Raw genomic sequence first — 26,359 nt, forward strand, 5'->3', positions numbered from 1 at the left:
AGTCAGCCGGGAGGCCAGGTGGAGAAGAAGAAACGGATCACGATTGCCCAGATCGCCGAACTGGCGGGGGTGTCCAAGGCAACCGCCAGTCTGGTGCTCAACGGGAAGAGTGCGGAGTACCGGATTGCCGACGATACCCGCAAGCGCATTCAGGCGGTGGCGGAGGAGTGTCACTACCTGCCGAGCTTTCATGCCCGCTCCCTGCGCGAGACCCGCAGCTACACCTGGGGGTTGGTGATCCCCGATCTCACCAACTTCGGTTTTGCCCGCATCGCCCGCACCCTCGAGGCCCACTGCCGGGAGGCGGGCATCCAGCTGCTGATCGCCTGCTCCGAGGATGATCCCGCTCTCGAGCAGCGGGTGGTGGACAACCTCATCAGCCGTCAGGTGGACGGGCTGATTGTCGCCTCCAGCGGCCACAGCGATGACATCTATGCCCGCATCCACGACCGCCTGCCGGTGGTGCAGCTCGACCGCCACATCGGCGAGTCGCGCCTGCCCATGGTGATCTCCGATGCCTGCAAGGCGACCGCCGAGCTGGTGCGGGACATGGCCAGCGAGTGCGGCGAGGAGATCTACTACTTCGGTGGCCTGCTGGATCTCTCCCCTAGTCGTCACCGGCTGGCGGGCTATGAGCTGGGGCTCCATCGCGCCAGTTTTGAAGCCGATGCCGCCCGGGTCCGTCATCGCGACTATCAGCCGAGCTCCGGTTATCAGCTGATGGCCGAGCTGGTGGCCGAGCTGGGAGCGCCTCCCAGGGGGCTCTTTACCGCCTCCTTTACTTTGCTGGAAGGGGTGCTGCGCTACCTCAACGAGGCGGGGTTGATGGAAACAGGCATGCGCCTGTGCACCTTCGACGATCACGACCTGCTCGACTGCATTCCCATGCGCATCGACTCGGTGGCACAGGATTGTCCGGCGCTGGCCCTCGCCGCTTTCGAGCTGATGCAGCAACTGATTGCGGGCAATCCTCCGGCTCAGACCGCCCAGGTGATCACCCCCAGAGTGCGCTGGCGCAGTCGCCGCTAGCACTCTTCGCCCATCCATATGAGAAAGCCCCGCCATTGCTGGCGGGGCTTTTTGCTGCGGGCGGATGGTTCGTTCCTCTGACCAACGGCTCAATCGGTGGTACTGGTGCGCCAGAACACCTGCTTGATATGGGGATGAATGCCGAGTTTCACCATCAGGGCATCCAGCTCGTCGCCATCGATGGAGGTGGCGAGCAGCACCGCAGAGATCTCCAGATCCCCCTCGCCAAACGGCTCGATGTCGAGCTCGCTCAGGGGGTAGTTGGCCTGCTCCAGCATCTCTTCGAGCCAGTGAAGTACCTCTTTTTGATGCTCGCGCTGGGTCAAGGCCGTCACCTTGTAGGTCACTTCGGTGTCGGTATTGTCCACCGGGCGACGGTTGATCTGATTGACCAGCGGTCGCAGCAGAGTGTTGGCGGCCAGCACGAACAGGGCACCCAGAATTGCCTCCATGGCCAGTCCTGCGCCACAGGCGGCGCCGACCGCTGCCACGCCCCACAAGGTGGCGGCGGTGTTGATGCCGCGGATATTGCCCGATTCGCGCATGATGACGCCGGCGCCGAGAAAGCCGATGCCGGAGACGATATAGGCCACCACATGGACCACGTTGTAGTTGCCGCCGTGCAGGTCATAGATACGCTGGGCCAGACTGACGAACAGGGCGGCCCCCACGGCGACCAGCACGTTGGTGCGAAGGCCCGCGGTACGTTGGCGGTACTGGCGCTCCAGCCCGACCAGACTGCCAAGCACAAAGGCGAGCAGCAGGCTGGCCAGGGTGTCGAGCAGGGAGATCATGTCAATTTGTTGCCACATCTTCATGGCGTACTCCTTCTGATAAGTGCTGGCTTGGCGCAATCCATGATGAAACGCCGGGAGGCGGGTGGATCAGGGGATGATTGCGCGGATGGCCAGCAGACAAACAAAAACGCAGCGTCCCGAGGCGCGAGCACCATCAGATGCTCTGACGCTCGGCGAGGACGCAACAAGCGGGGCCAGCGTGTCTGGCCCCTTTCACAGTGGTTAATGCCGGTGTGCGGTCAGTTGAGCTCGGGATCGCAGTCGATGCGCGGGCGCAGTTGCCAGCGCACCGGATGTGCTACTCCGACCTGATGAACAAACTGCACCAGATAGCGGCGCTGGGACGGGGTGCACTGCAGGTTGAGCACCAGCTCACGCCCGCCGCCGCGACCCGGCTTCATCGATTGCATCGGTTGCAGCCCCGCCGGTTGCAACGTGTGGTTCACCATATCCAGCACTTGCTCCATATCGGCGCGATCCTCGCAGCGGATCTGCAGCCTATAGTGGTGCTGGCGCGGTTTGCCGCCCAGCCAGCGTGGCAACATGCCACGGCCGAGCCGGCTCAACAGGGGGTGAGCCCGGGTAGCAACAGAACCTGTTGCTACCGCGCGATCCGCAGCCGGTTTGATTGAGATAAAACGCATAGCAGCCTCCTTGTGGGAAGCAGAAACTATGCAGGCATGGCGATCGTGGCGGTTGGCCACTGGTTGCCAGACGTCAAGTGTAAAAAGGGAGAAGAGGGGAGTGGATTTCCGCTTCTCGCAGAGTTGCGAGTGGCGGCAGAGAAAGACCTGCGGCTAGCTCGCGACCTTGGTACCGACGATGAGGGTCGGTCTACAACTGTCACTTGATGAGTTGCCCACTGATGGTCTCCGCTATTGATAAGAGGCTCGAATGATAGCCGAGGCGGCAGGCAGGGTAAACCCCGCGCCGCCCGCAGCAACATCTTGAAACATAATCGAAAGGCCCGTTTTGCCGCGTAGGGCCGCCAAAAGCAGACCCGGCGAGGGCCGGGTCTGCGGGGTCATTCGGTCTTGTCGATGCCGAGGTATTTGAGCATCAGTTTCTCGTAGATGGGCTCGGTATCCCCCACCTGCATCTTATGAAGGAAGTACTTCTCGAAGGCGATCTTGGCCAGATGGACCCACTTTCCTTTCTTGAACCAGGCTACGTTGCGCGGCGGGATCTGCGGCATGGCGACGAAGGCGGCACCTGTGTCCCCCATGTCCGCCAGACAGATGGCATTCCACACCGCCTTGGTCACCGGTTGCTGGCCACTGAGCTCCGCCTTGATGTTGTGGCTCAGGGTGCGCACCATCGCCTCAATCATGTAGCCGGTCTTGGGCACCCCGGTTGGTACCGGCGTCTTGTGCGGCGGGGCAATGGCGATGCAGACCCCGGCGGCGTAAATCTGCGGGAAGGCGGGGTTACGCTGGTGTTCATCGACGATGACAAAGCCGCGGGGATTGACCAGCCCCTCGATGCCCCGCAGCGGTGCAATGCCGACAAAGGCGGGCAGCATCATGGCGTGTTTGTAGGGCAGAGTGTGGGTGCGCTTGAGGTTACCCTCATCGTCCAGCTCCTCCACCGTCATCTGACCATCTTGCGCCGCCACGGTGCGGGCATTGCAGATCCACTGCACGTCGCGCATCCGCAATTCGCTCTCCAGCATCCCCTTGGAGTCCCCCACACCATTGAGACCCAGATGGCCGATGTAGGGCTCGCTGGTGACAAAAGTCATGGGCACATTTTTTCTCACCTTCTTGTCGCGCAGGTGGCGATCGAGGATGAACGCATACTCGTAGGCGGGGCCGAAGCAGGAGGCGCCCGGCATGGCACCGACAATCACAGGGCCGGGCTCATCGACCAGTGCACTGACACTGTGGCGGCACTCTTCGGCGTGGGAGAGGGTACAGACGCTGGTGGTGCCACCGGATTCGGGGCCAGCCCCCGTCACCTCGTCAAAGGCGAGGGCCGGGCCGGTGCAGATCGCCAGAAAGTCGTAACGCAGGGTCTGGCCATCAGAGAGGGTGAGCTGCTGCGCCGCCGGTTGCAGCTCGGTCAGGGCTGCATGGATAAAGCGGACCCCCTTTTTCTTCACATGGGGTTCGATGGGGATCGAGGTCTCCTTGCGCTCCCGCCACTGGACGGCAATCCAGGGGTTGGAGGGGGTGAATTCAAAGTCCGGCTTGTCATTGATGAGGATCACCTCATGCTGCTTGCCCAGTTCGGCCTTGAGTTCGTAGGCGGCAGACATGCCCCCCAGACCCGCGCCGATGACGATTACCGTTGCCATGTTCAGCCTCCTGCGTTTATTACACGCTCATATGAGCCTAGGTCATCCGACCCTGTTATTTAAATCCTATCCGTTTGAGGATCATCGCTGCCGGGCAGAAACCGGTGAATGCGCTCTGGATCAGGTTGACCCCGACAAAGGCACTCAACCAGACAAAGCCCGGATGAACCCAGGCGGTAAGGAGCAGCGAGAGCAGCAACATGCAACCCGCGACGATTCTGACTCCGTTATCTACAGTCATGGTCCTTCTCCTTATCTACTTTAGATGTTGCTAATTTAGTGTTGTTTTATACAATAGAACAAATATCAGCAATTGCTAATTTACTCTTATGAGCCAATTCGACGAGATGAACAGACATGCGACAGCCGCCGCCTCCCTGCTCAAGGCGTTGGCTCATCCCGAACGCCTGATGGTGCTCTGCCAGCTGGTGGAGGGGGAGAAGGGCGTCGGGGAGCTGCTGGCCCATAGCCAACTCGGGCAGTCGGCCTTCTCCCAGCAACTCTCGGTATTGAAGCGCTACGGCCTGATCCGTTCGCGCAAGGTCTCCCAGCAGATCTACTACTCGCTGGTGAGCGAGGCGGCAGCTGATGTGCTGGGGGCGCTGCAAACCCATTTTTGTCACTCAGAAAATAAGGAATCTTGATGATGGAAAGCCAATGGCTGCTCTCTTTGGGCGGTGGCATGCTGGCGGGGCTGTCGGCCCTGATCCTGATGTTGTTCAACGGCCGGGTGGCCGGCATCAGCGGCATTCTGGCCGGTGCGCTGCAACACCGTGCGCCGTGGCGGGTGCTGTTTCTGCTGGGGCTGGGGGCGGGCGCCTGGTTGGCGCTGACTCTGGGTTGGGCCAGCATGCCCGTATTCACCACCTTGCCCGGCTGGCCCGTTGTGCTGCTGGCCGGTCTGCTGGTCGGGGTCGGTACCCGTCTTGGCAATGGCTGCACCAGCGGCCACGGCATCTGTGGCATGGGGCGGCTCTCCCTGCGCTCCATCGTCGCCACCCTGACCTTTATGGCGGCAGGATTTATCACTGTCTTCGTTACTCATCATCTGCTGTAAGGGGCTGATCGCCATGAAATTGCTGACAAGTTTGTTTGCGGGGGTGTTGTTCGGGCTGGGGATGGCCATCTCCGGCATGGTGGATCCCGCCCGGGTCACCGGGTTTCTTGATCTGGCAGGGGCCTGGGATCCCAGCCTTGCCTTTGTGATGGGGGGCGCCCTGCTGGTCTTTATGCCGGGTTATTTTCTGCTGGTGAAACCCCGTCGCCAGAGTGTGCTGGGTGAGCCCATCGCCGCCGTACCTGCCCCTCGGCTGGAGCGCAGGCTGATCGGCGGGGCCGCGCTGTTTGGCATCGGCTGGGGATTGGTGGGTATCTGCCCGGGGCCTGCTCTGAGTCTCATTTCCAGCGGGCAGCCCATGATAATGTTGTTTATAGCGGCCATGGTGGCCGGGATCTTGCTGTTTGACAGAGGGCTGGCCAGGGTGCTTACCAAGGCGCCAGCTCGGGGAGTGGATAAGGTGCGCCAGTCCCATACCGCCTGATCCCGTGAAGTGACAGATTACGCCAGGGAAGGAGAGTAATGATGGAAAAGATCCGGTTGCTGGGGATCACCTTGTTGGTGATGACATCGCAGGCCATGACATCCCCCCGGGCCTTTGCCGCGGACGGGGAGCCAGAGCCCTTGTTGACAGTGGCGCCACAGCCGGTGACCGATTGGCTGACGCTGGATGGCACCGTCAGTGCCATCAATCAGGGGACGGTGGCGGCCCAGACCAGCGGCCGGGTCTCCCGCATGCTGGTGGATGTGAACGATCAGGTGCAAGCGGGGCAACCGCTGCTGGAGATCAGCGGCAAAGAGCAGTTTGCCGCCGTCACGGGTGCCGAGGCACGGCTGGCCCGGGCGCAGGCCCAGCAGGTGGAAGCCGAGCGCCAGCTTGCCCGCTTTCAGGCGCTGATCGCCAAGGGGGTGATCACCCGCGCCCAGCTCGATAATGCCCAGGCGACGGATCGCGCCGCCCGCGCCGAGGTGAATGCTGCCGATGCGGCTCTCACTCAGGCCCGCGAGGCCTACGGTTATACCCGCATTCTGGCTCCCTACGCCGGAGTGGTGACCAAACGGCTGGTGGAGTTGGGGGAGACAGTCGCCCCCGGTACCCCGCTGCTCTCCGGCTTCTCTCTCGACACCTTGCGGGTGGAGGTGGAGTTGCCCCAATCCGCCCTGACGCTGGCTCGTGAGCCTGCGGATGTGCAGGTGCTGCTGCCCGATGGCAAGTCTGTTACCCCAGTCAAATTGACCCGCTTCAACTATGCCGACAGCCAGAGCCACGCCTTCAGGTTGCGCCTCGACTTGCCGCTGCAAACCGCCGGGGTATTGCCCGGCATGTGGCTCAAGGTGCAGCTCAAACTGGGTGAACGTCAGGTGTTGCAGGTGCCGGATCGCGCCCTGCTGCGGCAAGGGGAGTTCAACGGCGTCTATCTGCAGCAACCCGCTGGCTGGGCCCTGACGCCGGTGCGGGTCGGTCATTGCTTTGAAGGGCAGTGCGAGATCCTGGCCGGGCTGCAAGCCGGTGACAAGCTGGCTCCCGATGCCTGGGCGCAGCAGCAGGAGGTGGCCCATGAGTAGCGAGCTGAACGGCAACAAGGAGAGGCTGGGGCCTGCCGGTCGGCTGGCTGCGCTGTTTCAGGGCTCGGCCATCACCCCGCTGCTGGCGCTGGTGGGGCTATTGCTCGGCCTGTTTGCGGTGCTGGTGACCCCCAAGGAGGAGGAGCCGCAGATCGATGTCACCTTCGCCGATGTCTACATTCCCTTCCCGGGAGCCACTCCGGCTGAAGTGGCCTCTCTCGTCACTACCCCTGCCGAGCAGGTGGTCTCCCAGATAAAGGGTATTGATACCCTCTACTCTTTTTCCCAACCCGATGGCGCCCTGCTGGTGGTGGTGTTCAAGGTGGGGGTGAGCCGCGAGCAGGCCATCGTCGATCTCAACAACCAGCTCGACTCCAACCGCGACTGGTTGCCACAGGGGATCGGGGTCGGTCAACCACTGGTAAAACCCCGGGGGATCGATGATGTCCCCATCGTCAGTTTGACCTTATGGAGCAAAGATTGGAGCAAAGAGGGGAGCAAGCAACTAGGGGCCCCCGAGCTGACCCGGGTCGCCCATGAGCTGGAGACAGAACTCAAGCGCATTCCCGGTACCCGCGATATCTACACGCTGGGCAGCCAGAGCGCCGTGTTGCGGGTGATGCCGGATCCGGCGGCCCTCAGCGCCCACGGCATCAGCTGGGGCGAGCTGAGCCAGCGACTGGCGGCCGCCAATCAGGTGGCCCCGACACAGGCCGTCGAGCAGGACAACAGTGAGATCAAGGTGCAGGTGGGGCAGTTCCTGCAAAGCGAGCAGGAGGCCCGCGAGCTGGTAGTGGGGCTGCAGGGCGGCAAGCCGGTCTATCTGGGGGCGGTGGCCAAGGTCTCTCTGGGTCAGGAGACCCCGACCAAGCGCAGCTGGATGGGGCTGGGGCAAGCCAGTTATCCGGCGGTGACCCTGGCCATTGGCAAGCAGCCGGGCCAGAACGCGGTCGAGGTGGCCAAGCGGGTGGAGGCGCGGGTCGAAAGTTTGCAGAACCGACTGATCCCTGCCGGCGTTGAGGTGACGGTGACCCGAGACTACGGCGTCACCGCCGAGACCAAATCCAACACCCTCATCGGCAAGCTGATTTTTGCCACCACGGCGGTGGTGCTGCTGGTGCTGGTGAGCATGGGTTGGCGCGAGGCGCTGGTGGTGGGCGTTGCCATCGTCATCACCCTGGCGCTGACTCTCTTCGCCAGCTGGGCCTGGGGCTTTACCCTCAACCGGGTGTCGCTGTTTGCGCTGATCTTCTCCATCGGCATTCTGGTGGATGACGCCATTGTGGTAGTGGAGAACATCCACCGCCATCGCGGTCTGGGCAAGGGGGCGCTCAAGGAGCTTATTCCGGGGGCGGTGGACGAAGTGGGGGGGCCAACTATACTGGCGACCCTGACCGTTATCGCGGCCCTGTTGCCGATGGCCTTTGTCAGCGGCCTGATGGGCCCTTACATGAGCCCCATCCCCATCAATGCCAGCATGGGGATGCTTATCTCCCTGCTGGTGGCCTTTATCTTCTCCCCCTGGCTGGCGAGCCATTTGCTCAAGGATTCGGTGCACGGTGCCCACGGCGAGGCCAAGGCTGGTCTTTTTCACCGGCTGATGACCCCTTTCCTGATTGGTGATGGCGCCAAGCGCGCCAGACGCAAACTCTGGCTGGTGGTGTTGCTGCTGGTCGGGGCGGCTACCGCCATGCCGGTGGTGCAGTGGGTGGTGCTCAAGATGCTCCCCTTTGACAACAAGTCGGAGTTCCAGCTGGTGCTCGATATGCCGGAGGGGGCGACCCTGGAGCAGACCGAGCGCACCCTGCTGGCGGTCGGGCGTGAGCTTGCCAAGGTGGAGGAGGTGAAGGATTACCAGATCTACGCCGGCACAGCCGCCCCCATCAATTTCAACGGCCTGGTTCGTCACTACTTTATCCGCAGCGGCGCCAACGTGGGGGATATTCAGGTCAATCTGGTGGACAAGCATGAACGGGATCGCAGCAGTCACCAGATTGCCCAGTCGGTTCGGGAGCCGCTGCAGGCCATCGCCAGTGCGGCAGGGGGCAACCTGAAAGTCGTTGAGGTGCCGCCCGGCCCGCCGGTCTGGTCCCCCATCGTTGCCGAGATCTATGGCCCGACTCAGGCCGCCCGCGAAGCGGCCGCTCGTGCTGTACAGGCCCGTTTTGTGGCCACGGCGGATCTGGTGGATGTGGATATCTATCTGACCGACCCGCAGCCCAAGTGGCGGCTGGTGGTGGATCGCAGCAAGGCGGCCCTGCTCGGGGTCGATCTCGGGGATCTGGTGAACACCCTAAATGGCGGGGTGGGTTATCAGGATGCCAGCTGGCTGCAGGGTCACGGCGCCAAGTATCCGGTGCCGATCCGCATCGAACTGGCACCCGGTGACAAACGGGATCTGGCGGGCGTACTGGCCCTCAAGGTGCGCAGCCAGAGCGGCCAGTTGGTGCGGGTCTCCGAGCTGGTGAGTCGCCGTGATGAGGTGGCCCCCGGGTATATCATGCACAAGAACATGCAGCCCATGGTGATGGTGGTGGCCGACATGGGTGGCCATACCGACAGCCCGCTCTACGGCATGTTTGCCGCCGGTGCCGATATCGACCTGCCCCAATATTACGTGCAGCAGCCCGACAAGCTGGGGGAGGTGGCGCTGTTGTGGGACGGGGAGTGGAAGATCACCTACGAGACCTTCCGCGACATGGGTATCGCCTACGGGGTGGGGATGATCCTCATATACCTGCTGGTGGTGGCCCAGTTCCGCTCCTATCTGGTGCCACTCATCATCATGGCTCCCATTCCGCTCACCATCATAGGGGTGATGCCGGGCCACGCCCTGCTGGGAGCCCAGTTTACCGCTACCTCGATGATCGGGATGATCGCCTTGGCCGGGATCATCGTACGCAACAGCATCCTGCTGGTGGACTTTATCGAGCAGCAGCGCCGCGCCGGGATGGTGTTCGAGCAGGCAGTGATCGAAGCGGCGCAGGTGCGGGCCAAACCCATCATGCTGACGGCGCTGGCGGCGATGATCGGGGCTCTGTTTATCCTCGATGATCCCATCTTCAACGGACTGGCCATCAGCCTGATTTTCGGGATCCTGGTCTCCACTTTGCTCACCCTGGTGGTGATACCCTTGCTCTATTATGCCCTGCTCTCCCGACGCACATGACGGGAGTCACTAGCGAAAGGATGCGCGATGAAGAGAGGTTGGTTGTGGTGGGGAAGTGGCGCTGTGGTAGCGGCGGCTGTGGCATGGTGGTGGCAACCGCAGCCGACGCCGATCAGGCTGGCTGAGGTCGGGCGGGGGGATGTGCTGGTCACTGTAGTCAACACCCGGGCCGGCACCATCAAGTCGTGTCAGCGGGCCGGGCTCAGTCTGCCCGGTGGTGGCGTGGTGGAGCAGATCGCCGTCAAGGCCGGGGAGCGGGTGGCCCGGGGTGATCTGCTGCTGACCCTCTGGAGTGACGACATTCACGCCGATCTTGCCCGTGCCCGTGCCCAGCAGGCCCTTGGCAAGACCCAGCGCGAGGAGCGTTGCAGCGAGGCGGCCTACTACGAGCGGGAGGCCAACCGGCTGGCCACCTTGCTGGCCAAAAACCTCACCTCCCGCACCCTCGCCGAGCAGGCCCAGAATCTGGCTGATACCCGCCGCTATGTCTGTCAGGCATCCCGTCAGCAGGAGCGGGTCGACGAGGCGCAGGTCGCCCAGGTGGAGGCCCGCTTGAGCGAGCGCCGCCTGCTGGCGCCGTTTGCCGGAGTGGTGGCTGAGGTCAACAGCAAGTTGGGTGAATACATGACTCCCTCACCGCCCGGAGTAGCCATGCCTCCGGTTATCGATCTCATCGACGATCGCTGTCTCTATGTTTCAGCCCCCATCGATGAGGTGGATGCTGCCCGCCTTAAGGTGGGCCAGTCTGCTCGGGTACTGCTCGATGCCATGCCCGGGCGCGATTTTGCCGCCAGCGTCACCCGTATCGCCCCCTATGTGAAGGAGCTGGAGAAGCAGGCCCGCACCGTGGAGGTGGAGGCTGCGCTCACTGCCCTGCCCACCGATGTGCCCCTGCTTATTGGCTACAGTGCCGACCTTGAGGTCGAGGTGACCCGCGCCACCGATGTGCTGCGGGTAGCGGCCAGCAGCCGGGCCGACGATGGCAGCGTGCTGCGGCTGGAAGGGGATAAGCTGGTGCGGGTGATGCCTCGTTGGGGCGTGGAGAACTGGAACTGGATTGAAGTGGCCGAGGGGCTCGCCGTCGGTGATCGGCTGGCAGCCCAGCCCGGACAGATTGTCGGGGAGGGCCCTTTCAGCGCCGCCACGGAACAAACGGATGAGTGATCTCATTCGCCTTGATGCCGTCAGCCGTCGTTTCACTCTGGGGGGGAGCGAAGTGGCCGCCCTCGATCGCGTCTCTCTGCGAGTTGCCGAGGGGGAGTATCTGGCGGTGATGGGCCCCTCGGGCTCCGGCAAATCGACCCTGCTCAATGTGTTGGGGTTGCTGGATCGGCCCGATGAGGGGCGTTACTGGCTGGGAGGGGAGGATACCGCCACCCTGTCAGAACCCGCATTGGCCCAGCTGCGCGGCCATCGCATCGGTTTCGTGTTCCAGTCGTTTCACCTTATCTCCCGCCTCACCGCCCGTGAAAACGTCGAGCTGCCGCTGATGCTGTGCGGGATCGCCCCCGCCGAGCGCCATCGCCGAAGCCAGCAGTTGCTGGGGGAGCTGGGGCTGGAGAACCGGGCCGGGCACCGTCCTGCCGAGCTCTCCGGCGGTCAGCGTCAGCGGGTAGCCATCGCCCGGGCCATGGCAATGGCGCCGCGGCTGATCCTGGCCGACGAGCCCACCGGCAATCTCGACTCCCGCTCCGGGGAGGAGGTGATTACCCTGCTGGAGGGGCTCAACCGGGAGCAGGGGATCACGCTGGTGGTGGTGACGCACGATCCGCGCCTCGGTGAGCGGGCGGGTAGGCGGATCCTGATGAACGATGGCCGCATCAACATTGATAGCGGCGGTGGCTGAATGCGGCGGCCCGATGTGATCCGCTTTGCCGCCGTGGCCCTGCTGCGCCAGCGCTCACGGGCGCTGGTCTTGATCCTGGCGGTGAGTTTGAGCGTCACCTCGGTGCTGCTGCTCACCGCGCTGGGGGAGGGGGCGAGGCGCTATGTGGCCGACCAGTTCAGCTCCCTTGGCAAGGATCTGCTGGTGATGTTCCCCGGCCGCAAGGAGACCAACGGCGGGCTGCCGCCGGTCACCGGCAACAGTCTGCGGCAGATCACTCTCGATGATATGCACTACCTTGGCCAGCATCAGCCAAACGTGCGGCTGGTGCCGCTGGTGATGGGCTTTGCCGAGGCCAAACAGGGGGCGCGGCTGCGCCAGACCATGCTGCTTGGCAGCAGCAACGGGCTGCGCGATACCCACGGGCTGGAGCTGCTCTCCGGCCGCTGGCTACCGGGGGATGCCGCAGAGGATCGCCCGGCCGTTCTGCTCGGAGCCAAGGTGGCTCGTGAGCTGTTCGGTCAGGCCGACCCGGTCGGCCAGTGGCTGCGTTTTGACAATCGCCGTTTTCGGGTGGTGGGGGTCTTCACCAGTCAGAGCAGTAATCTGGGGATGGATATGGCCGAGGCCGCGCTGATCCCGGTGGGTAGCGCCATGCGGCTGTTCAACACCGAGGGGCTGTTTCGGCTGTTGATCCAGCCGCTGGCGGGGCAAGCGGTACCGCCGCTGGTCAAGCGACTGGAACAGCTGATGCAGGCGCGCCACGGGGTGCTCGATGTGACCGTGGTGCGCCGTGACGCCATGCTGGCCACCTTCTCCACCATTCTCGCGACCCTCACCCTGGCGGTTGCCGGCATCGGTGCCATCAGCCTGCTGGTCTCCGGCATCATGATGATGAATCTGGCGCTGATCAGCACCCGCCAGCGCACTGGCGAGATCGGCCTGCTCAAGGCGCTGGGGGCCGACAGTCGCCAGATCCGCCAGCTGTTTTTGTGGGAGGCGCTGCTGTTGAGCGGCAGTGGCGCGCTGTTTGGCACTGTGTTGGGCTACGCCCTGGTTGCCCTCGCCGGAGTGATTTGGCCCGGATTTCCGGCGGCTGTCCCTCTGCTCGCTACTTTCTGCACCATACCGGCGGCCCTGCTGACCGGGCTGTTTTTTAGCTGGCTGCCCGCCTCCCGGGCGGCACGACAAGATCCGGTCAGCAGCCTGCGCAGCGGGCAATGGAGCGGTGGCTGATGCGCGCCGCCGATCTGCTGTTCTGGCTCTGGCGCGCCTTGATGGCAGGGCGCAGTCGCAGCCTGCTGTCGGCGCTGGGCATTGCCATCGGGATCGCCTCGGTGACCCTGCTCACCGGCATCGGCGAGGGGCTCAGGCTCTATCTGCTCGACAGCTTCTCCCAATTTGGCACTCGGTTGATCGCCGTGACCCCGGGCAAGACTGAGACCGCCGGCGGCCCGCCCGGCATCCTCTCCAGCAGCCGTCCCCTGCTGCTGGAGGACGCCGATGCCCTCGCCAAATTGCCGGGTATCGAGGCTGCGCTCCCTGTGGTACAGGGGCAGGGGGAGGTGCGCAGTCGCGGGCTCACCCGCAGCACCGCTATTCTGGGCACCGGCCCGGCGGCGCTCTCCGGCTGGCGACTCACCCTGGTGCAGGGGCGTTTTCTGCCCGCGGACGACAGTGCCATGCCCCGCGCCTATGCGGTGCTGGGTGCCAAGGTGGCGGCGGAGCTGTTTCCCAGTGGCGATGGGCCGGGCAGTCTGCTACGCGCTGGTGATCGCCGTTTTCGGGTGGCCGGGGTGCTGGCGCCCAAGGGGCAATTTCTCGGCTTTGATCTGGATGACATGATCTATCTGCCCGCCGCTCACGCCCAGGCGCTGTTCAACAAGGAGGGGTTGCAGGAGATCGATGTCATCTATCGCGCCGGACAGACGGAAGCCGAGATCACCGCCCAGATCAGGCGGGTGCTGATCGCCCGCCACGGCGCCGAGGATTTTACCCTAACCTCCCAGCAGGATATGCTGACCAGCCTCGACAAGATCCTCTCCATCATCAAGCTGGCGGTTGGCGGGCTCGGCATTATCTCGCTGCTGATCGGGGCGGTCGGCATCTTCAGCATCATGAGCATCGCCCAGCAGGAGCGGATCCCCGAAGTGGGCTTGCTGATGGCGCTGGGCTGCCCACGGCGGCGCATTCTATTGCTGTTCCTGCTCGAAGCCGTGGTGCTGGCGCTGCTGGGCGGGGCCATGGGACTGACCCTGCTCGGCGGGCTCAAGCTGCTGCTCACCCTGCTGGCGGCCGGCTTGCCGCTCACCCTCCATCCTCTCTATCTGCTGCTGGCGCTCGGTTGCAGCGCTCTGGTTGGCCTGCTGGCCGGGGTTGCTCCTGCGCTACGAGCAGTGCGTCTCGACCCCGTGGTTGCCCTGCGAGGTGACTAGGTCGCCCCTTTCGCAAGAGGCGCGTTACGCTCGGGTCTGAACAGGGGGGAACTAGGTGACCACCTCCGCAACCTACAGGCTGCGCTCAGATCTGAACAGGGGGAAGTAGCGGCGATCCGCCTGACTCATGTGGCCGACCACCAGCTCCTGAATGATGAAGTTGAGCAGCTCGTCGTTGCCCAGCGTCCCCGCTTTGGCGGCGTGCAGCAGCTGGCTCGCCTTGTTGAGCAGGCGCTGGTGATCCTGACGGTGGCTGACGAGCTCCCGATAGTCGATCTCCGCCAGCATCTGCTCTTCAAAGGCGAAGTGATGGCGGGCCATGTCGAACAGGCTCTCCAGACTCTCCAGAAACGGGGCCGGATCCTCGTGCTGATCTTTCATCCGCTCCAGCAGCCGGTTGGTCAATACGAAGAGCTGGCGATGCTCGGCATCGATGCGCGGGTGACCGCACTCGTGGCCGGGTTGCCACAGCAGGGCGCCCTGCTCGGGATCAAGGCCTTCGGTATAGAGGCAGACCCGGCCGCGGCCGCGATGCTTCGCCTGATACATGGCCTGATCGGCGTGGTGCATCAGGGTCTTGGCATCCTCCCCGTGCTCGGGATAGAGCGCCAGCCCGATACTGCTGGAGATAAGCAGCTCCTGCCCCTCCAGCTGAAACGGATGGCGTAGCTGCTGGTGCAGCTTGTCGGCCACCGCCAGCACTTCGTCGCCACTTTCCGGCAGCAAGATAACGAACTCATCGCCCCCCAGCCGTGCCACCAGATCCTGTTTGCGCACGCAGTGGCTCATCCGCTCGGCCACCATATTGAGCAGAATATCCCCGGTCTCATGGCCGAAGGTGTCGTTGATCGGCTTGAAGTGATCGAGATCGATAAACATCAATGCCAGCGGACGGGGCGTCTCCTGCTCCATCAGCTCCTTGAGCCGTTGCTGCAGCAAGCGGCGATTGGGCAGCCCGGTGAGGGGGTCATAGAAGGCGAGGCGGCGCATCATCTCCTCTCGCGCTGCCCGCTCGGTGATATCCCGGGTGACCCCGAGGATCGCCTCCGGCTGGGCATTGTGGTTGCCATGGAGGGTGGTGATGGTCTCGGTCGCTACCAGATGGCCATCCTTGTGGCGCAGCTGGGTGCGAATGACCCGGCGAGTCTGGTCATGCTCTCCCCGCTGCCAGGCCTCCAGGGTGGCGGAGATCTCCTCACGCAGCAGCTGCCTTGAGGCATCCGGCAGCAGCTGTTTGAGGGGCAGGGCAAACAGCTCTGGAGCCTCGTAGCCGCTTAGAGGAGTGATGGCCGGGCTGACATAGCGAAAGCGCAAGCTGGCGGCATCCATGGTCCAGATCACATCGGCGCTGTTCTCCGCCACGAAGCGATAGTGCTGCTCGCTCTGGGCCAATTCACGGGTCAGCCGCTGGCGATCCCGCGCCTCCTGGCGCAGGCGCAGATAGAGGTGCAAGAAGATGCCGAGCAGGGTCATCAGGGTAAAGGTGATGAGCATGGCCACCGCCACGCTCTTGTCGAGCAGTTGCCGTTGCTGGCGCAGCCGCTCCTGCGCCGGGTCGTAGATAAAGCGGTCGAGGTTGGGCAATACAGTGAGCATGCCCGCCTCCAGATAGGTTTTGGCGATCTGCAGCCAGCGCTCCTGCTGCATGTAGCCAGGTTCGATCAGATCCGGCTGCATCAGCTCTCTGGTTTCGCGAGCCTCGAACTCCAGCTGTTCACGGCCAGCCCCGGTCGGGTACTGCTCCATGATCAGGTTGATCATCTCTTCGGGGTGGTCCATCGCATAGCGCCACCCCTTGAGGCTGGCCTGCTGGAAGGCGTAGACCCGATCCTGTCGGGTGATCAGCTCCCGCTCGGAGGTAAACAGGTTGTCGCCGTAGAAGTCAAAGTCGATGGTGCGCGGGCTGAAGACCCGATAGGGGATGCCTCTTTGCTGCAGATAGAAGGGCTCGGTAGTGCTGTAGGCGCTGATGGCATCCACCTTGCCCGCCAGCAGTGCCTCTATCCCCTGTTTGTATGGGAGGGTGACCCAGTCGCGGCTGCGGGTCTGGTGAGAAAGGTAGGTCAGCAGCTCGTTGGAGCCAGGCTCCAGCATCAGTCGCTTGTTGGCCAGATCGGCCGGGTTGCGAATATCTGGCCGATCCAGCGTGAGCAAAACCAGCGGCGAGTGCTGCAGCAGGGCGGCGAGCACCACCACCGGGCGACCGGCAGCCCGATCCAGCAGCAGGTCACTGCCGCTGATGCCAAACTGGGCCTTTCCCGAGATCACCTCGCTGACCACATCGGTGCGGGAGTCCGCTTCGCGCAGGGTGACATGCAGACCGGCCTCCCGATAAAACCCTTTGGCGATAGCCGCGTAGTAACCGGCAAACTGGAACTGGTGTTGCCACGGCAACTGGACGATGACCTGCTCGCCGGCTCGCACGGGGGAAGAGGTCAGGGTCGCGATGACCATACCGACCAGCATTGGCATAAACCAGCTGAAGGGCTGGCGGGGGGCTGCGTTCTCCGTCATACAACGTTTCTCTCGGGAGCGGTGTCTAGGCTAGATTCAAGCAATTTTGTGTCACCTGCAAGGGGAGAAAAGGCGTTTGCAATAGGGTATAGGGGGGTTGGAAAGTCATTTTTGTGTCGTTCATCACACGGGATGGATACATGCCGTTTTTTTGCAAGTTATGTGACCAATAAGAGAGTCATATGGCCTATCGAAGTGGTCGCATTCTAGCCACTTTTTCCCGTTTTTATCGTTGTCATTGTGGCTTGACTGCATTTTTTCCGTGGTTGCACGTCAAGCTGTGTCGTTATATCAATAGATACTTTTATGGGGCAGTCAGGTGTGACGCAAATGTATCGCGGCTGCTGCGCACCGGTTAATGTGCGACAGCTCAGTGATGGTACCCCGTCAGTGTTATCATGCTGCCCCCAGTTCCGGATAAGGTCTTTTTATGTCCCGCTTGCGTCTGCTTGTCTCCGACTCTCACGATCCCCTGTTCAATCTGGCCGTTGAGGAGTGCATCTTCCGCCAGATGGACCCCGGCCAGCGGGTGCTGTTCCTCTGGCGCAATGCCAATACCGTGGTGATTGGCCGTGCCCAGAACCCGTGGAAGGAGTGCAACACCCGCCGCATGGAAGAAGACGGGGTCACCCTGGCGCGTCGCAGCAGCGGTGGTGGCGCCGTGTTCCACGACCTTGGCAACAGCTGCTTCACCTTCATGGCGGGCAAGCCGGAGTATGACAAGAGCGTCTCCACCGCCATCGTGCTGGACGGGCTCAAGCGATTGGGGATAGAAGCCTTTGCCTCCGGTCGCAACGATCTGCTGGTGGCCACCCCGGACGGGGAGCGCAAGGTATCGGGGTCGGCCTATCGGGAGACTCTGGATCGCGGTTTTCACCACGGCACCCTGCTGCTGGATGCCGATCTCGGCCGCCTTGCCAACTATCTCAACCCCGACCCCAAGAAGCTGGCGGCCAAGGGGATCACCTCGGTGCGCAGCCGGGTGGCCAATCTGTGCGAACTGCTGCCGGGGATCGACCATCAACAGGTGAGCGAGGCGCTGCAGGAGGCCTTCTTCCACAATTACGGCGCGCGAGTTGAGCCCGAGCATATCTCCCCGGAGCAGATGCCGGATCTGCCGGGCTTTGCCGAGACCTTCGCCCGTCAGCGCAGTTGGGAGTGGAACTATGGTCATGCCCCGGCGTTCAGCCATCTGCTGGAGGAGCGGTTCAGCTGGGGTGGGGTTGAGTTGCACTTTGATGTGGAGAAGGGGGTCATCACCCGGGCACAGCTCTTTAGCGATACTCTGGAGCCGGCCCCGTTTGATCTGCTGGCGGCCGAACTGGCGGGTTGCGGCTATCGACCGGACGCTGTTGCCGCGCGCCTGCAGCCCTGGCTGGCGGCCTTCCCTCAGCAGCAGAGCGAGCTGGCGGAGTTTGCCGAGTGGCTGTTGACCTCTCTGCGTTAAGGGGGGGCACTGCACTGATGGCGGTCCGTTAGTGAGGGCGCTGTCAGCCAGGATGGGAGCAAGATCACGAAATATAAAGAGGCGCCTCAAAGGCGCCTTTTTGCCAGCCCTTGTGCTGGCTGATACATGACAAAAAGTAGGGTAGGCCATTAGATATTGTCGCTGTCGGCCCCTTTGGCACAGGGGTATAACGGCCGCACATTTGCTGTACTAATGGTATAAAAATGAGTGACTTAGTTTATCTGCAAGACGAAAGCGTCAATGCCGTCCATCCCGATTTCTCCGCCCGTTTCGCCACCGTCAAAGCCAACTTTTTCTCGCGCAATCCCGATCTCTGGCCCGTTTTTCGCGAACCCGGATTTGCCACCCTCAACGAATTTCGGGCCCGTGGCCTGGCCCCCGATGCCCGCCTGAATGCCTGGCCTGATGGCCGTGCCCGCCTGGCCGATCTCTGCGAGACCATGCCGGTGCCCGCCACCATGCGCACCCCGGGCGAGCCGATGGCCGAGCTGCTGTTTGCCGCCGCCCTGTCGAAGGATTGGGAGAACCCCTCCAGCGTCGAGAACGTCATCACCATGTCGGCGGATCCCGCCATCTACGGCGCCCAGCTGGGCATTCTTGCCAACCCCAATCTGGTCTACTCCGAATACGCCGGGGTGGCCGAGGAGCTGGAGAAGAAGGTGGTGCGCCAGATTGCGCTGCTGGCGGGCTATGACCCCGAGCGGGCCACCGGCATCTTCACCCAGGGGGGGACCTTCTGTAACCTCTATGGCTACCTGCTCGGCATTCGCAAAAGCCTGCCCGAGGCCAAGCACAAGGGGCTCGGCCACTATCAGGATTACCGCATCATCAACTCCCAAGGCGGTCACTACTCCAATATCACCAACCTCTCCCTGCTTGGGGTCGACATCGAGAACAAGACCATCCGGATTCAGGTCGGCGAGAACAATGACATCGATCTTGACCACCTTGAGCGCACCCTGACCGCCTGTTTTGCCCTGAAACACGTGGTGCCCACCATCATGCTCACCATGGGCACTACCGACACTTTCGGGGTGGATCAGGTGAAACCCGTGTTCGAGCTGCGCAATCGCCTCTGCGAGCAGTTTGAGGTGACGGTCAAACCTCACATCCACGTCGATGCAGCTATCGGCTGGTCGATGATCTTCTTCCTGGGTTACGACTTTGCCGCCAACCCGCTCGCCATCAACAGCGCGACTCTGGCGGGGATAGAGCGCAACGTGGCGCGCTTTGCCGAGCTCAAATATGCCGACTCCTTCACCGTCGACTTCCAGAAGTGGGGCTATGTGCCCTACACCTCCAGTCTGGTGATGATCAAGGAGCAGGATGACCTCAAGGCGATGGAGAATGACCCGGAGAACTTCTCCTACTTCGAGCGGGACATTCAGGGCCAGACCCACCTGCAATCCACCATCGAGTGCTCCCGTGGCGCGAGTGGTCTGTTCGGTGCCTATGCGGCGCTCAACTACATGGGGGTCGAGGGGTATCGCACCGTGCTGGCCCACTGCCTGCAAAATGCCAACTACTTCCGCTATCGCCTGAGCCAGCTTGGCAACGTCAAGCTGGTGGCGCAGGAGAATCAGGGGCCGAGCGTCGGCTTCAAGATCTACAACCCCGAGTGGGTGAGCGATCCGGAGGCCGAGTTCGCCTTCGAGCTGGCCCGCTCCAGCGATCCTGCCTACAAGGCGCGGCTGCAGCGCAATACCGACTATCACCGCAGCCTGTTCAAGGGGCGTGGTAAAGTCGGGCTCTATACCAACTGGGTGGAGGCGGTGGCCCATTCCGACTATGACGCACGGGGCAAATACTCCTACATCGCAGGGGAGAAGGCGGTCTTTATGAATCCTGCCTGCACCCGCGAGCAGATCGACGCCTTTATCGACCATATTCGCGGTTGATGGATGTTGCCCTGACAGTCGAGCGCGGCCTGTGATGGCAAGAGGCGGTCAGGGTACCTCGCCAACAGATAAACAAAGGGCAAGCCAATTGGCTTGCCCTGCTGTTTTTGCGGCACTGTGCATCAGTAGTGGGGAAGGCCGGGTTCAGAGGGCCAGCAACTGCTCGTTTTCGACAATCTCGCACCCGGCGGGCAGTTTCGAGAGGGCGATCATGGCGCGGGCCACCTGACGGGCCTCGATGGCGCGCCAGCGGGCGAGTTTGCCCACCAACAGCGGCCGAAACAGCGGGTAGATAGTTTGAAAAATCTGCTCGGAGAGGCGCGGTGGCTGGCGATCCCCGAGCAGCATGGCGGGCCGCACGATGGCGAGCCGTGGCCAGGATTGGGCCAGCAGGGCCTGCTCCATCTCCCCCTTGGTACGCGGATAGAGAGCCGAGGATGATGCACTGGCCCCCATGCTCGAGACCACTATAAGGCGCTGACAGCCGTGACGGCGGGCCAGCTCGGCAAAGGCGACCACATAGTCGAGATCGACCCGACGAAACGCCTCGGCAGAGCCCGCTTCCTTGCGGGTGGTACCGAGGGCACAGAAGGCGATATCCACCGGGCGGGAGAGGGTGATGCTGGCCAGATCATCAAAATTGACCGGCAGCCAGTGGTGTGCCTCCTTGCCCGGCTTGCGACAGAGCAGGGTCAGTTCATGTTCGGCAGGCAGTTGCTGCACCAGTTCGCGACCGATCAGGCCGCTGGCTCCGGCAATCAGGATCCGGCTCATGGGGATTCTCCCTGTGTCATTCGATAATGTTGATGCCATGGTGGCTGCTCATCAGCATCAGGCAATTTGCGGGCAGCTGCAATGGGGGAGATGACACTGTATCCCCTGACAGGATCACGGGCAGGATACATAACGCGGGGCTGGATAAAACAAAACCGGCACGAGGCCGGTTTTGCGGGATATCAGAGCGGGGTATTGAAGGCTGCTGGCAGCGGGAAGTCACCCGTCACTGTGGTCAGCCTGTCATTGGCGAAGGTGACAGTGAGCTCTTTGCGCTCCTTGTCGCCGTGGCCCGGCTGGAATTCATAGAGGTAGTACCAGGTGTTGGGGTCAAAGCCGTCACGCAGCATGGGGGTTCCCAGCACATAGCTGACCTGCTCGCGGGTCATCCCCTGGCGCAGTTTGTCGACCTGTTTTTGTTCCACATAGTTGCCCTGGGGAATATCGATACGATAGACCAGGCTGCAACCGGAGAGGGTGAGGGCGGTCAAAGCCGCGGCAATCAGGTGTTTCATCCGCATATCGAGTTCAGATCATCCATACAGTCTTTTTGGCTCGGCAAATCATACCGACTCCCTCCACGGAAGTAAAAAGCCATTGATCCATCAGCCAATAAAAAGGGCCGCACTGCGACCCTTTCTGGCAATCCGGTGGCCTTTACATCGCCGCGCGGAAGATGGCGACGATCTCTTCGTGGCTTGCCTGTTTCGGGTTGGTGAAGCCGCAGGCATCTTTCAGGGCGTTGCTGGCCAGGGTATCGAAGTCATCGGCCTTGACGCCGAGTTGCTCCAGACCCTCCGGGATCTTCACATCCAGCGCCAGCTGCTTGATGGCGGCAATGGCAGCGGCGGCGCCCTGTTCGTCGTTCATCGCACTCACGTCCACCCCCATATAGCGGGCGACATCCTTCAGACGAGCCGCGCTCACCTGGGCGTTGAACGCCTGAACGTGGGGAAGCAGCACGGCGTTGCAGACACCGTGGGGCAGGTCATAGAAACCGCCCAGCTGGTGGGCCATGGCGTGCACATAGCCCAGGCTTGCGTTGTTGAAGGCCATGCCGGCCAGGAACTGGGCGTAGGCCATCTGCTCGCGGGCATGCAGGTCATCGCCATGGTGAACGGCGGTGCGCAGGTGCTTGGCAATCAGTTCGATAGCCATCACGGCGCTGGCATCGGTCACCGGGGTGGCGATGGTGGAGACATAGGCCTCGATGGCGTGGGTCAGGGCATCCATACCGGTGGCAGCGGTGAGACCAGCCGGCTTGGCCAGCATCAGCTCGGGATCGTTGACCGACATCAGCGGGGTAACGTGCTTGTCGATGATGGCCATTTTCACGTGGCGCGCTTCGTCGGTGATGATGCAGAAGCGGGTCATCTCGGAGGCGGTACCGGCGGTGGTGTTGATGGCGATAAGCGGCAGCTGCGGCTTGGCGGAGCGATCCACCCCTTCGTAATCCTTGATGCTGCCACCGTTGGCGGCGACCAGCGCGATGCCCTTGGCGCAGTCGTGGGGCGAGCCGCCACCCAGCGAGATGACACAATCGCAGCCGTTGGCCTTGATCATGGCCAGACCCGCTTCGACGTTGCTGGTAGTGGGGTTGGGTTTGGTCTCATCGAAAACTGCGCTTTCAATGCCATGTTCAGCCAACAGGGTGGTGAGCTTGGCGACCACGCCGATCTGGTTGAGAATTTTGTCGGTGACGATCAGCGCCTTGCGATAGCCGTAACCCTTGATATCGGCGGCAGCCTCTTGCAGACAGCCGGCACCCATCAGGTTGATAGCGGGAATATAGAACTTGAATGTAGCCATGATGGACTTCCTATAATTAGCCATTAAGTGGTAGTTAAGAGCTAGGCTACCATCTAGAAAGGGATACAAAAGCATCTTGTTTACAACTTTACGGGGTCGATCACGAGTCGTTAATTAAGCGCTGAACCAGGCTTGACTTTCTCGCATCTGACTCGATTTGCAGAAAAACGTTTGTCAATTATTTCATTGAGTTAGCAAACGTTTTGCGCAATGTTTGTCACTGTCAATGCGTGGAAGTGTGAGGCGCTTCAAGGAATTGGAAAGCGCTTTCGACCATAGTTGGCGCCTCCCCGAAGAGGGGGGTAAAGGCTTGAAAGTATCATAAAGAATCATCTTAACTTGTGCCCTGACCATGCTGGCAGGGGGCAACCAGGAGTCCACTATGTCTGATGTATTTCACTTGGGTTTGAAGAAAGCGGATCTGCAAGGCGCCACCCTGGCGATCGTCCCCGGTGACCCCGAGCGCGTGAAGCGTATCGCAGAGCTGTTGGACAACCCGGTGCACCTGGCCAGCCATCGTGAATTCACTACCTGGCGCGGCGAGATGGACGGCAAGGCCGTGATCATCTGCTCTACCGGTATCGGTGGCCCGTCCACCTCCATCGCGGTAGAAGAGCTGGCCCAGCTGGGTATCCGCACCTTCCTGCGTATCGGCACCACCGGCGCCATCCAGCCGCACCTGAACGTGGGTGACGTGATCGTGACCACCGGTTCCGTGCGCCTCGACGGTGCCAGCCTGCACTTTGCACCGATGGAGTTCCCGGCTGTTGCCGACTTCGACTGCACCACCGCGCTGGTGAACACCGCCAAAGAGATGGGCTCCAAGCTGCACATCGGTGTGACTGCCTCCTCTGACACCTTCTACCCGGGTCAGGAGCGTTACGACACCGTATCAGGCCGTGTAGTGAGCCGTTTCCAGGGTTCCATGAAAGAGTGGCAAGCCATGGGCGTGCTGAACTATGAGATGGAGTCCGCAACCCTGCTGACCATGTGCTCCAGCCAGGGCCTGCGTGCCGGTATGGTGGCTGGCGTTATCGTCAACCGTACCCAGCAGGAAATCCCGAACGCCGAGACCATGGCGAAGACCGAATCTGATGCCATCAAGATCGTATTGGGCGCTGCCCGTAAGCTGATCTGATAGCACCACAAAGAGTGGGGGGTGGGGGCCGTTGCGAAAGCGCGGCCCCTATCTTTATCCGCCGTTTACCGCTTTTCCTCTCCCGTCACGCCTTTCACTGATCCCGTCGCACTCGCACTTGTTGTCTCTGCTGGCTGCCTCTACCTATTGCCCCTAAAAAGGCGCTGCACAGCGGCTCTGCATCGGCTCGCCGCTCACCGGATGAGTAAAATCCAGCTCGCTGGCGTGCAGCATCAGCCGCGGCGCCTGTTCGCAGCCGGGTGGCAGCAGGCCACCATAGAGATCGCAGCCGAGGATGGGGTGGCCCAGCAGCTGACTGTGGATGCGCAGTTGATGGGTGCGACCGGTCTGTGGCACCAGTCGTACCCGGGTCAAAGGCACGCTCTGCCCCTGTATCTGCTGCGCCAGCCGCTCAATCACCTGATAGCTGGAGCGAGCGGGTTTGCCACTGACGGCGCAGATCTTCATCAGCGGGAAAATCGACGGATCCTTGGCGATGGGGGCGTCGATAACTCCTTCGTCGTCAATCAGATGACCGCACAGCAGGGCGCTGTAGGCCTTGCTCACCGCCCGCTGGCTGAACTGCTGGCAGAGCAGGGCATTGATAGCCTTTTTTCTGGCGACCACCATGATGCCTGAGGTGCCAAAATCTAGGCGATGCACCAGGGTGCAGCCTGGGAAATCCTGCACCAGTCGATAGTGCACCGAGTCGAGGTTCTGCGGATTTTTGCCCGAGAGGCTCAGCAGGCCGCTTGGCTTGTTGATGAGCAGCAGATGCTCATCTTCAAACAGGATCTCGATGGCGGCACTGCAGGGCGGGGCGATAAAGGTGTCGACGATAACGGACATAGGGCACACGGGCTGGAAACGGGGGACGATCATACCCGAACCGGCGCGGCCGGGCGAATGGGCGGTGCGCTGCCTCGGAAAATGAACGTCATGACGCCATGCAAACTTTTGATAGTGAGCCGTGTTGAGCGAGGTGGTGTACAGTGCAAACCGCCCAGGTTACCAACAAGGCCCCGTTTTGTGACCCCTTCCCGAGTTCATCCGAGGCTTGCTTGTTAAGGTATGGCTCCCTGTTATGTTGTAAGGACTCATCCCATGGCACTGCCCGTTATTCTCGATTGTGATCCCGGCCACGACGACGCCATCGCCCTGATTCTGGCGCTGGCCAGTCCTGAACTGAAGGTGCTGGCGGTCACCACCAGCGCGGGCAACCAGACACCGGACAAGACCCTCAACAATGCCCTGCGCATCCTCACCTTGCTGGGGCGGGACGATATTCCGGTGGCGGCCGGGGCACCGAAACCGCTGGCCCGCGAGCTGATTATCGCCGACAACGTCCATGGCGAATCGGGTCTCGATGGCCCCAAACTGCCGGATCCCGCCTTTGCACCGCAGGGGATGACGGGGATCGAGCTGATGGCCAAATGTCTGCGCGAGAGCGCGGAGCCCGTGACTTTGGTGCCGACCGGCCCGCTCACCAATATCGCCCTGCTGCTGGCAGCTCACCCGGAGCTAAAGGGCAAGATTGCCCGCATCGTATTGATGGGGGGCGCCGCAGGGGCTGGCAACTGGACGCCTGCGGCGGAATTCAATATTTATGTGGACCCGGAAGCGGCCGATATGGTGTTCAAGTCGGGCATCCCCATCACCATGTGTGGCCTCGATGTGACCCATGAGGCGCAGGTGATGGATGAGGATATCGAGCGGGTGCGCGCCATCACCAATCCGGTGGCCCAGTGTGTGGCCGGTCTGCTCGACTTTTTCATGATCTACCATCGGGATCCCAAGTGGGGATTTACTGGTGCACCGCTCCACGACCCCTGTACCATTGCCTGGTTGCTGGCTCCCGAGCTGTTCCACGGAGTCGAGTGCCGGGTCGATATCGAGACCAGCGGGGAGCATACCGTGGGGATGACGGTGGTGGATCGTTATGGTCTGACCGGCAAGCCAGCCAATGCGCTGGTATTGTTGGGGCTGGATCGTCCGGGCTTTATCGATCTGCTGGTGACGCGGCTGCGGGCGTTTGACTGAGCGCCGGTTCATTTTTGCAAGAAGGGGCGGGGAATGTGGAAGAGAGGCTTGGTGCTGCTGGCCGGGTTGCAACTGACAGGCTGTGCGACGCCATTTGAGCGGATGTGGCAGGGGCTGGCGACCTGTGAATTTACCGATCTCTATGTGGATGAGACGGGCAGGCCCGCCAATCTACAACTGGCCAACTATACCCCCTACAAGGTGAGTGACGGCTTTGCCTGGTACAAGGTGCACGAGGAGCTGCACGGCTTGCCGGTGGTCGGCTTTATCGTGCCAGCCTCCAGCTTCGAAGTGCATGCTCTCTTTGTCGATACTCCCATCGCCAATGCCCGCCGGTTGACCCACAACGCCTACGGCAGCGAGTTTGGCGACGAGCAGAAGCATGACGAGGGGTTGGCACCCCTGCTGCTGCGCGATCCCAACAACCCCAAGCGCTCCATCATCGACTGCACCCGCGGCGAGTCTGACGGAGAACTTGAGGATTCGGCCATGCCCGAGTAGGGCGACCTGTTACGCCATCGGCCTGAAAAAAGAGGGGCCAGCC

Annotated in this window: 24 protein-coding genes; 15 read left to right on the plus strand and 9 right to left on the minus strand. The window is 62.1% G+C overall.

Annotation, left to right across the window (positions count from 1 at the left end; translation table 11 throughout):
• Positions 1-18: 18 nt before the first annotated feature.
• On the plus strand, positions 19-1,029 hold the full coding sequence (locus AB5Z05_RS04090) for a LacI family DNA-binding transcriptional regulator (protein ID WP_368150167.1): 1,011 nt from the start codon (positions 19-21) through the stop codon (positions 1,027-1,029).
• Positions 1,030-1,118: 89 nt separating this feature from the next.
• Here the strand turns inward: AB5Z05_RS04090 and AB5Z05_RS04095 are convergent, their stop codons facing one another.
• The 4 genes from AB5Z05_RS04095 to AB5Z05_RS04110 all read right to left on the minus strand — a co-directional run bounded on the left by AB5Z05_RS04095 (position 1,119) and on the right by AB5Z05_RS04110 (position 4,363).
• Positions 1,119-1,847, minus strand: coding sequence for an MgtC/SapB family protein (locus AB5Z05_RS04095; protein WP_005350335.1), 729 nt, complete (start codon positions 1,845-1,847; stop codon positions 1,119-1,121).
• Positions 1,848-2,065: 218 nt separating this feature from the next.
• On the minus strand, positions 2,066-2,470 hold the full coding sequence (locus AB5Z05_RS04100; protein ID WP_368150169.1) for a hypothetical protein: 405 nt from the start codon (positions 2,468-2,470) through the stop codon (positions 2,066-2,068).
• Between the two features lie 380 nt (positions 2,471-2,850).
• On the minus strand, positions 2,851-4,122 hold the full coding sequence (locus AB5Z05_RS04105) for an NAD(P)/FAD-dependent oxidoreductase (RefSeq protein WP_368150171.1): 1,272 nt from the start codon (positions 4,120-4,122) through the stop codon (positions 2,851-2,853).
• Positions 4,123-4,177: 55 nt separating this feature from the next.
• Positions 4,178-4,363 (minus strand): DUF2892 domain-containing protein, encoded by a 186-nt coding sequence (locus AB5Z05_RS04110; protein WP_323891095.1) that lies wholly within the window; start codon positions 4,361-4,363, stop codon positions 4,178-4,180.
• An 88-nt stretch (positions 4,364-4,451) separates the two neighbouring features.
• Here AB5Z05_RS04110 and AB5Z05_RS04115 point away from each other — a divergent pair, with 88 nt between their 5' ends.
• From AB5Z05_RS04115 to AB5Z05_RS04155, 9 genes are read left to right on the plus strand one after another with little or no spacing between them, the layout of a single operon-like run.
• A complete protein-coding gene (locus AB5Z05_RS04115; protein WP_005338008.1) occupies positions 4,452-4,766 on the plus strand; it encodes a helix-turn-helix transcriptional regulator in 315 nt (104 codons plus the stop codon).
• Positions 4,766-5,179 (plus strand): YeeE/YedE family protein, encoded by a 414-nt coding sequence (locus tag AB5Z05_RS04120; RefSeq protein WP_368150173.1) that lies wholly within the window; start codon positions 4,766-4,768, stop codon positions 5,177-5,179. The genes AB5Z05_RS04115 and AB5Z05_RS04120 overlap by 1 nt, the downstream gene beginning before the upstream one ends.
• Before the next feature lie 13 nt (positions 5,180-5,192).
• On the plus strand, positions 5,193-5,663 hold the full coding sequence (locus AB5Z05_RS04125) for a YeeE/YedE family protein (protein WP_179214454.1): 471 nt from the start codon (positions 5,193-5,195) through the stop codon (positions 5,661-5,663).
• 41 nt (positions 5,664-5,704) lie between these two features.
• Positions 5,705-6,745: an efflux RND transporter periplasmic adaptor subunit gene (locus AB5Z05_RS04130; RefSeq protein WP_368150196.1), complete on the plus strand. Its 1,041-nt coding sequence runs from the start codon at positions 5,705-5,707 to the stop codon at positions 6,743-6,745.
• Positions 6,738-9,914: an efflux RND transporter permease subunit gene (locus AB5Z05_RS04135; protein ID WP_368150175.1), complete on the plus strand. Its 3,177-nt coding sequence runs from the start codon at positions 6,738-6,740 to the stop codon at positions 9,912-9,914. The genes AB5Z05_RS04130 and AB5Z05_RS04135 overlap by 8 nt, the downstream gene beginning before the upstream one ends.
• A 27-nt stretch (positions 9,915-9,941) precedes the next feature.
• Positions 9,942-11,078, plus strand: coding sequence for an efflux RND transporter periplasmic adaptor subunit (locus AB5Z05_RS04140; RefSeq protein ID WP_368150177.1), 1,137 nt, complete (start codon positions 9,942-9,944; stop codon positions 11,076-11,078).
• Positions 11,071-11,760 carry an ABC transporter ATP-binding protein gene (locus AB5Z05_RS04145; RefSeq protein ID WP_040066014.1) on the plus strand — a complete coding sequence of 230 codons (690 nt, stop codon included), beginning with the start codon at positions 11,071-11,073 and terminating at the stop codon, positions 11,758-11,760. The genes AB5Z05_RS04140 and AB5Z05_RS04145 overlap by 8 nt, the downstream gene beginning before the upstream one ends.
• Positions 11,761-12,975, plus strand: a complete 1,215-nt coding sequence (locus tag AB5Z05_RS04150; protein WP_368150179.1) for an ABC transporter permease — start codon at positions 11,761-11,763, stop codon at positions 12,973-12,975.
• Positions 12,975-14,174: an ABC transporter permease gene (locus tag AB5Z05_RS04155; RefSeq protein WP_368150181.1), complete on the plus strand. Its 1,200-nt coding sequence runs from the start codon at positions 12,975-12,977 to the stop codon at positions 14,172-14,174. The genes AB5Z05_RS04150 and AB5Z05_RS04155 overlap by 1 nt, the downstream gene beginning before the upstream one ends.
• A gap of 72 nt (positions 14,175-14,246) precedes the next feature.
• On the opposite strand, the gene AB5Z05_RS04160 is transcribed toward AB5Z05_RS04155, so the two are convergent.
• Positions 14,247-16,640, minus strand: a complete 2,394-nt coding sequence (locus AB5Z05_RS04160) for a diguanylate cyclase (RefSeq protein WP_368150197.1) — start codon at positions 16,638-16,640, stop codon at positions 14,247-14,249.
• Between the two features lie 478 nt (positions 16,641-17,118).
• Between AB5Z05_RS04160 and AB5Z05_RS04165 the strand changes: the two genes are divergently transcribed.
• Complete coding sequence (locus AB5Z05_RS04165) at positions 17,119-18,135, plus strand: lipoate--protein ligase A (protein ID WP_368150183.1); 1,017 nt, start codon at positions 17,119-17,121, stop codon at positions 18,133-18,135.
• 224 nt (positions 18,136-18,359) lie between these two features.
• Positions 18,360-20,054 carry an aspartate aminotransferase family protein gene (locus tag AB5Z05_RS04170; RefSeq protein ID WP_368150185.1) on the plus strand — a complete coding sequence of 565 codons (1,695 nt, stop codon included), beginning with the start codon at positions 18,360-18,362 and terminating at the stop codon, positions 20,052-20,054.
• 144 nt (positions 20,055-20,198) lie between these two features.
• On the opposite strand, the gene AB5Z05_RS04175 is transcribed toward AB5Z05_RS04170, so the two are convergent.
• The 3 genes from AB5Z05_RS04175 to yiaY all read right to left on the minus strand — a co-directional run bounded on the left by AB5Z05_RS04175 (position 20,199) and on the right by yiaY (position 22,637).
• The gene (locus AB5Z05_RS04175; protein WP_368150187.1) at positions 20,199-20,828 is read right to left on the minus strand and encodes an NAD(P)H-binding protein; all 630 of its coding nucleotides are present in this window, start codon (positions 20,826-20,828) and stop codon (positions 20,199-20,201) included.
• Positions 20,829-21,010: 182 nt separating this feature from the next.
• The gene (bamE, locus tag AB5Z05_RS04180) at positions 21,011-21,349 is read right to left on the minus strand and encodes an outer membrane protein assembly factor BamE (RefSeq protein ID WP_005337980.1); all 339 of its coding nucleotides are present in this window, start codon (positions 21,347-21,349) and stop codon (positions 21,011-21,013) included.
• Positions 21,350-21,485: 136 nt separating this feature from the next.
• Positions 21,486-22,637 carry an L-threonine dehydrogenase gene (gene yiaY, locus AB5Z05_RS04185; protein ID WP_075115468.1) on the minus strand — a complete coding sequence of 384 codons (1,152 nt, stop codon included), beginning with the start codon at positions 22,635-22,637 and terminating at the stop codon, positions 21,486-21,488.
• Positions 22,638-23,019: 382 nt separating this feature from the next.
• Between yiaY and udp the strand changes: the two genes are divergently transcribed.
• The gene (gene udp / locus AB5Z05_RS04190; protein WP_005337975.1) at positions 23,020-23,775 is read left to right on the plus strand and encodes a uridine phosphorylase; all 756 of its coding nucleotides are present in this window, start codon (positions 23,020-23,022) and stop codon (positions 23,773-23,775) included.
• Positions 23,776-23,928: 153 nt separating this feature from the next.
• On the opposite strand, the gene AB5Z05_RS04195 is transcribed toward udp, so the two are convergent.
• On the minus strand, positions 23,929-24,657 hold the full coding sequence (locus AB5Z05_RS04195) for an RluA family pseudouridine synthase (RefSeq protein ID WP_368150189.1): 729 nt from the start codon (positions 24,655-24,657) through the stop codon (positions 23,929-23,931).
• 222 nt (positions 24,658-24,879) lie between these two features.
• On the opposite strand from AB5Z05_RS04195, the gene rihA reads away from it, so the two are divergent.
• Entirely contained in the window at positions 24,880-25,815 is a 936-nt protein-coding gene (gene rihA / locus AB5Z05_RS04200) for a pyrimidine-specific ribonucleoside hydrolase RihA (RefSeq protein ID WP_309506293.1), read from the plus strand.
• A 33-nt stretch (positions 25,816-25,848) separates the two neighbouring features.
• Complete coding sequence (locus AB5Z05_RS04205; RefSeq protein WP_005337958.1) at positions 25,849-26,316, plus strand: hypothetical protein; 468 nt, start codon at positions 25,849-25,851, stop codon at positions 26,314-26,316.
• Positions 26,317-26,359: the final 43 nt, after the last annotated feature.

Origin of the sequence: Aeromonas sp. R2-4, assembly GCF_040908365.1 — a bacterium.
Classification (GTDB): domain Bacteria; phylum Pseudomonadota; class Gammaproteobacteria; order Enterobacterales; family Aeromonadaceae; genus Aeromonas; species Aeromonas veronii.

Bases quoted from the DNA above. Each gene is read 5' to 3' on its own strand.
- AB5Z05_RS04145 (WP_040066014.1), top strand. From the start codon at position 11,071: ATGAGTGATCTCATTCGCCTTGATGCCGTCAGCCGTCGTTTCACTCTG.
- AB5Z05_RS04165 (WP_368150183.1), top strand. From the start codon at position 17,119: ATGTCCCGCTTGCGTCTGCTTGTCTCCGACTCTCACGATCCCCTGTTC.
- AB5Z05_RS04100 (WP_368150169.1), bottom strand. From the start codon at position 2,470: ATGCGTTTTATCTCAATCAAACCGGCTGCGGATCGCGCGGTAGCAACA.
- AB5Z05_RS04110 (WP_323891095.1), bottom strand. From the start codon at position 4,363: ATGACTGTAGATAACGGAGTCAGAATCGTCGCGGGTTGCATGTTGCTG.
- AB5Z05_RS04205 (WP_005337958.1), top strand. From the start codon at position 25,849: ATGTGGAAGAGAGGCTTGGTGCTGCTGGCCGGGTTGCAACTGACAGGC.
- udp (WP_005337975.1), top strand. From the start codon at position 23,020: ATGTCTGATGTATTTCACTTGGGTTTGAAGAAAGCGGATCTGCAAGGC.
- AB5Z05_RS04130 (WP_368150196.1), top strand. From the start codon at position 5,705: ATGGAAAAGATCCGGTTGCTGGGGATCACCTTGTTGGTGATGACATCG.
- AB5Z05_RS04105 (WP_368150171.1), bottom strand. From the start codon at position 4,122: ATGGCAACGGTAATCGTCATCGGCGCGGGTCTGGGGGGCATGTCTGCC.
- AB5Z05_RS04175 (WP_368150187.1), bottom strand. From the start codon at position 20,828: ATGAGCCGGATCCTGATTGCCGGAGCCAGCGGCCTGATCGGTCGCGAA.
- bamE (WP_005337980.1), bottom strand. From the start codon at position 21,349: ATGCGGATGAAACACCTGATTGCCGCGGCTTTGACCGCCCTCACCCTC.
- AB5Z05_RS04155 (WP_368150181.1), top strand. From the start codon at position 12,975: ATGCGCGCCGCCGATCTGCTGTTCTGGCTCTGGCGCGCCTTGATGGCA.
- AB5Z05_RS04160 (WP_368150197.1), bottom strand. From the start codon at position 16,640: ATGCTGGTCGGTATGGTCATCGCGACCCTGACCTCTTCCCCCGTGCGA.
- AB5Z05_RS04170 (WP_368150185.1), top strand. From the start codon at position 18,360: ATGAGTGACTTAGTTTATCTGCAAGACGAAAGCGTCAATGCCGTCCAT.
- AB5Z05_RS04150 (WP_368150179.1), top strand. From the start codon at position 11,761: ATGCGGCGGCCCGATGTGATCCGCTTTGCCGCCGTGGCCCTGCTGCGC.
- AB5Z05_RS04125 (WP_179214454.1), top strand. From the start codon at position 5,193: ATGAAATTGCTGACAAGTTTGTTTGCGGGGGTGTTGTTCGGGCTGGGG.
- yiaY (WP_075115468.1), bottom strand. From the start codon at position 22,637: ATGGCTACATTCAAGTTCTATATTCCCGCTATCAACCTGATGGGTGCC.
- AB5Z05_RS04135 (WP_368150175.1), top strand. From the start codon at position 6,738: ATGAGTAGCGAGCTGAACGGCAACAAGGAGAGGCTGGGGCCTGCCGGT.
- AB5Z05_RS04115 (WP_005338008.1), top strand. From the start codon at position 4,452: ATGAGCCAATTCGACGAGATGAACAGACATGCGACAGCCGCCGCCTCC.
- AB5Z05_RS04195 (WP_368150189.1), bottom strand. From the start codon at position 24,657: ATGATCGTCCCCCGTTTCCAGCCCGTGTGCCCTATGTCCGTTATCGTC.
- AB5Z05_RS04140 (WP_368150177.1), top strand. From the start codon at position 9,942: ATGAAGAGAGGTTGGTTGTGGTGGGGAAGTGGCGCTGTGGTAGCGGCG.
- AB5Z05_RS04095 (WP_005350335.1), bottom strand. From the start codon at position 1,847: ATGAAGATGTGGCAACAAATTGACATGATCTCCCTGCTCGACACCCTG.
- AB5Z05_RS04120 (WP_368150173.1), top strand. From the start codon at position 4,766: ATGATGGAAAGCCAATGGCTGCTCTCTTTGGGCGGTGGCATGCTGGCG.
- rihA (WP_309506293.1), top strand. From the start codon at position 24,880: ATGGCACTGCCCGTTATTCTCGATTGTGATCCCGGCCACGACGACGCC.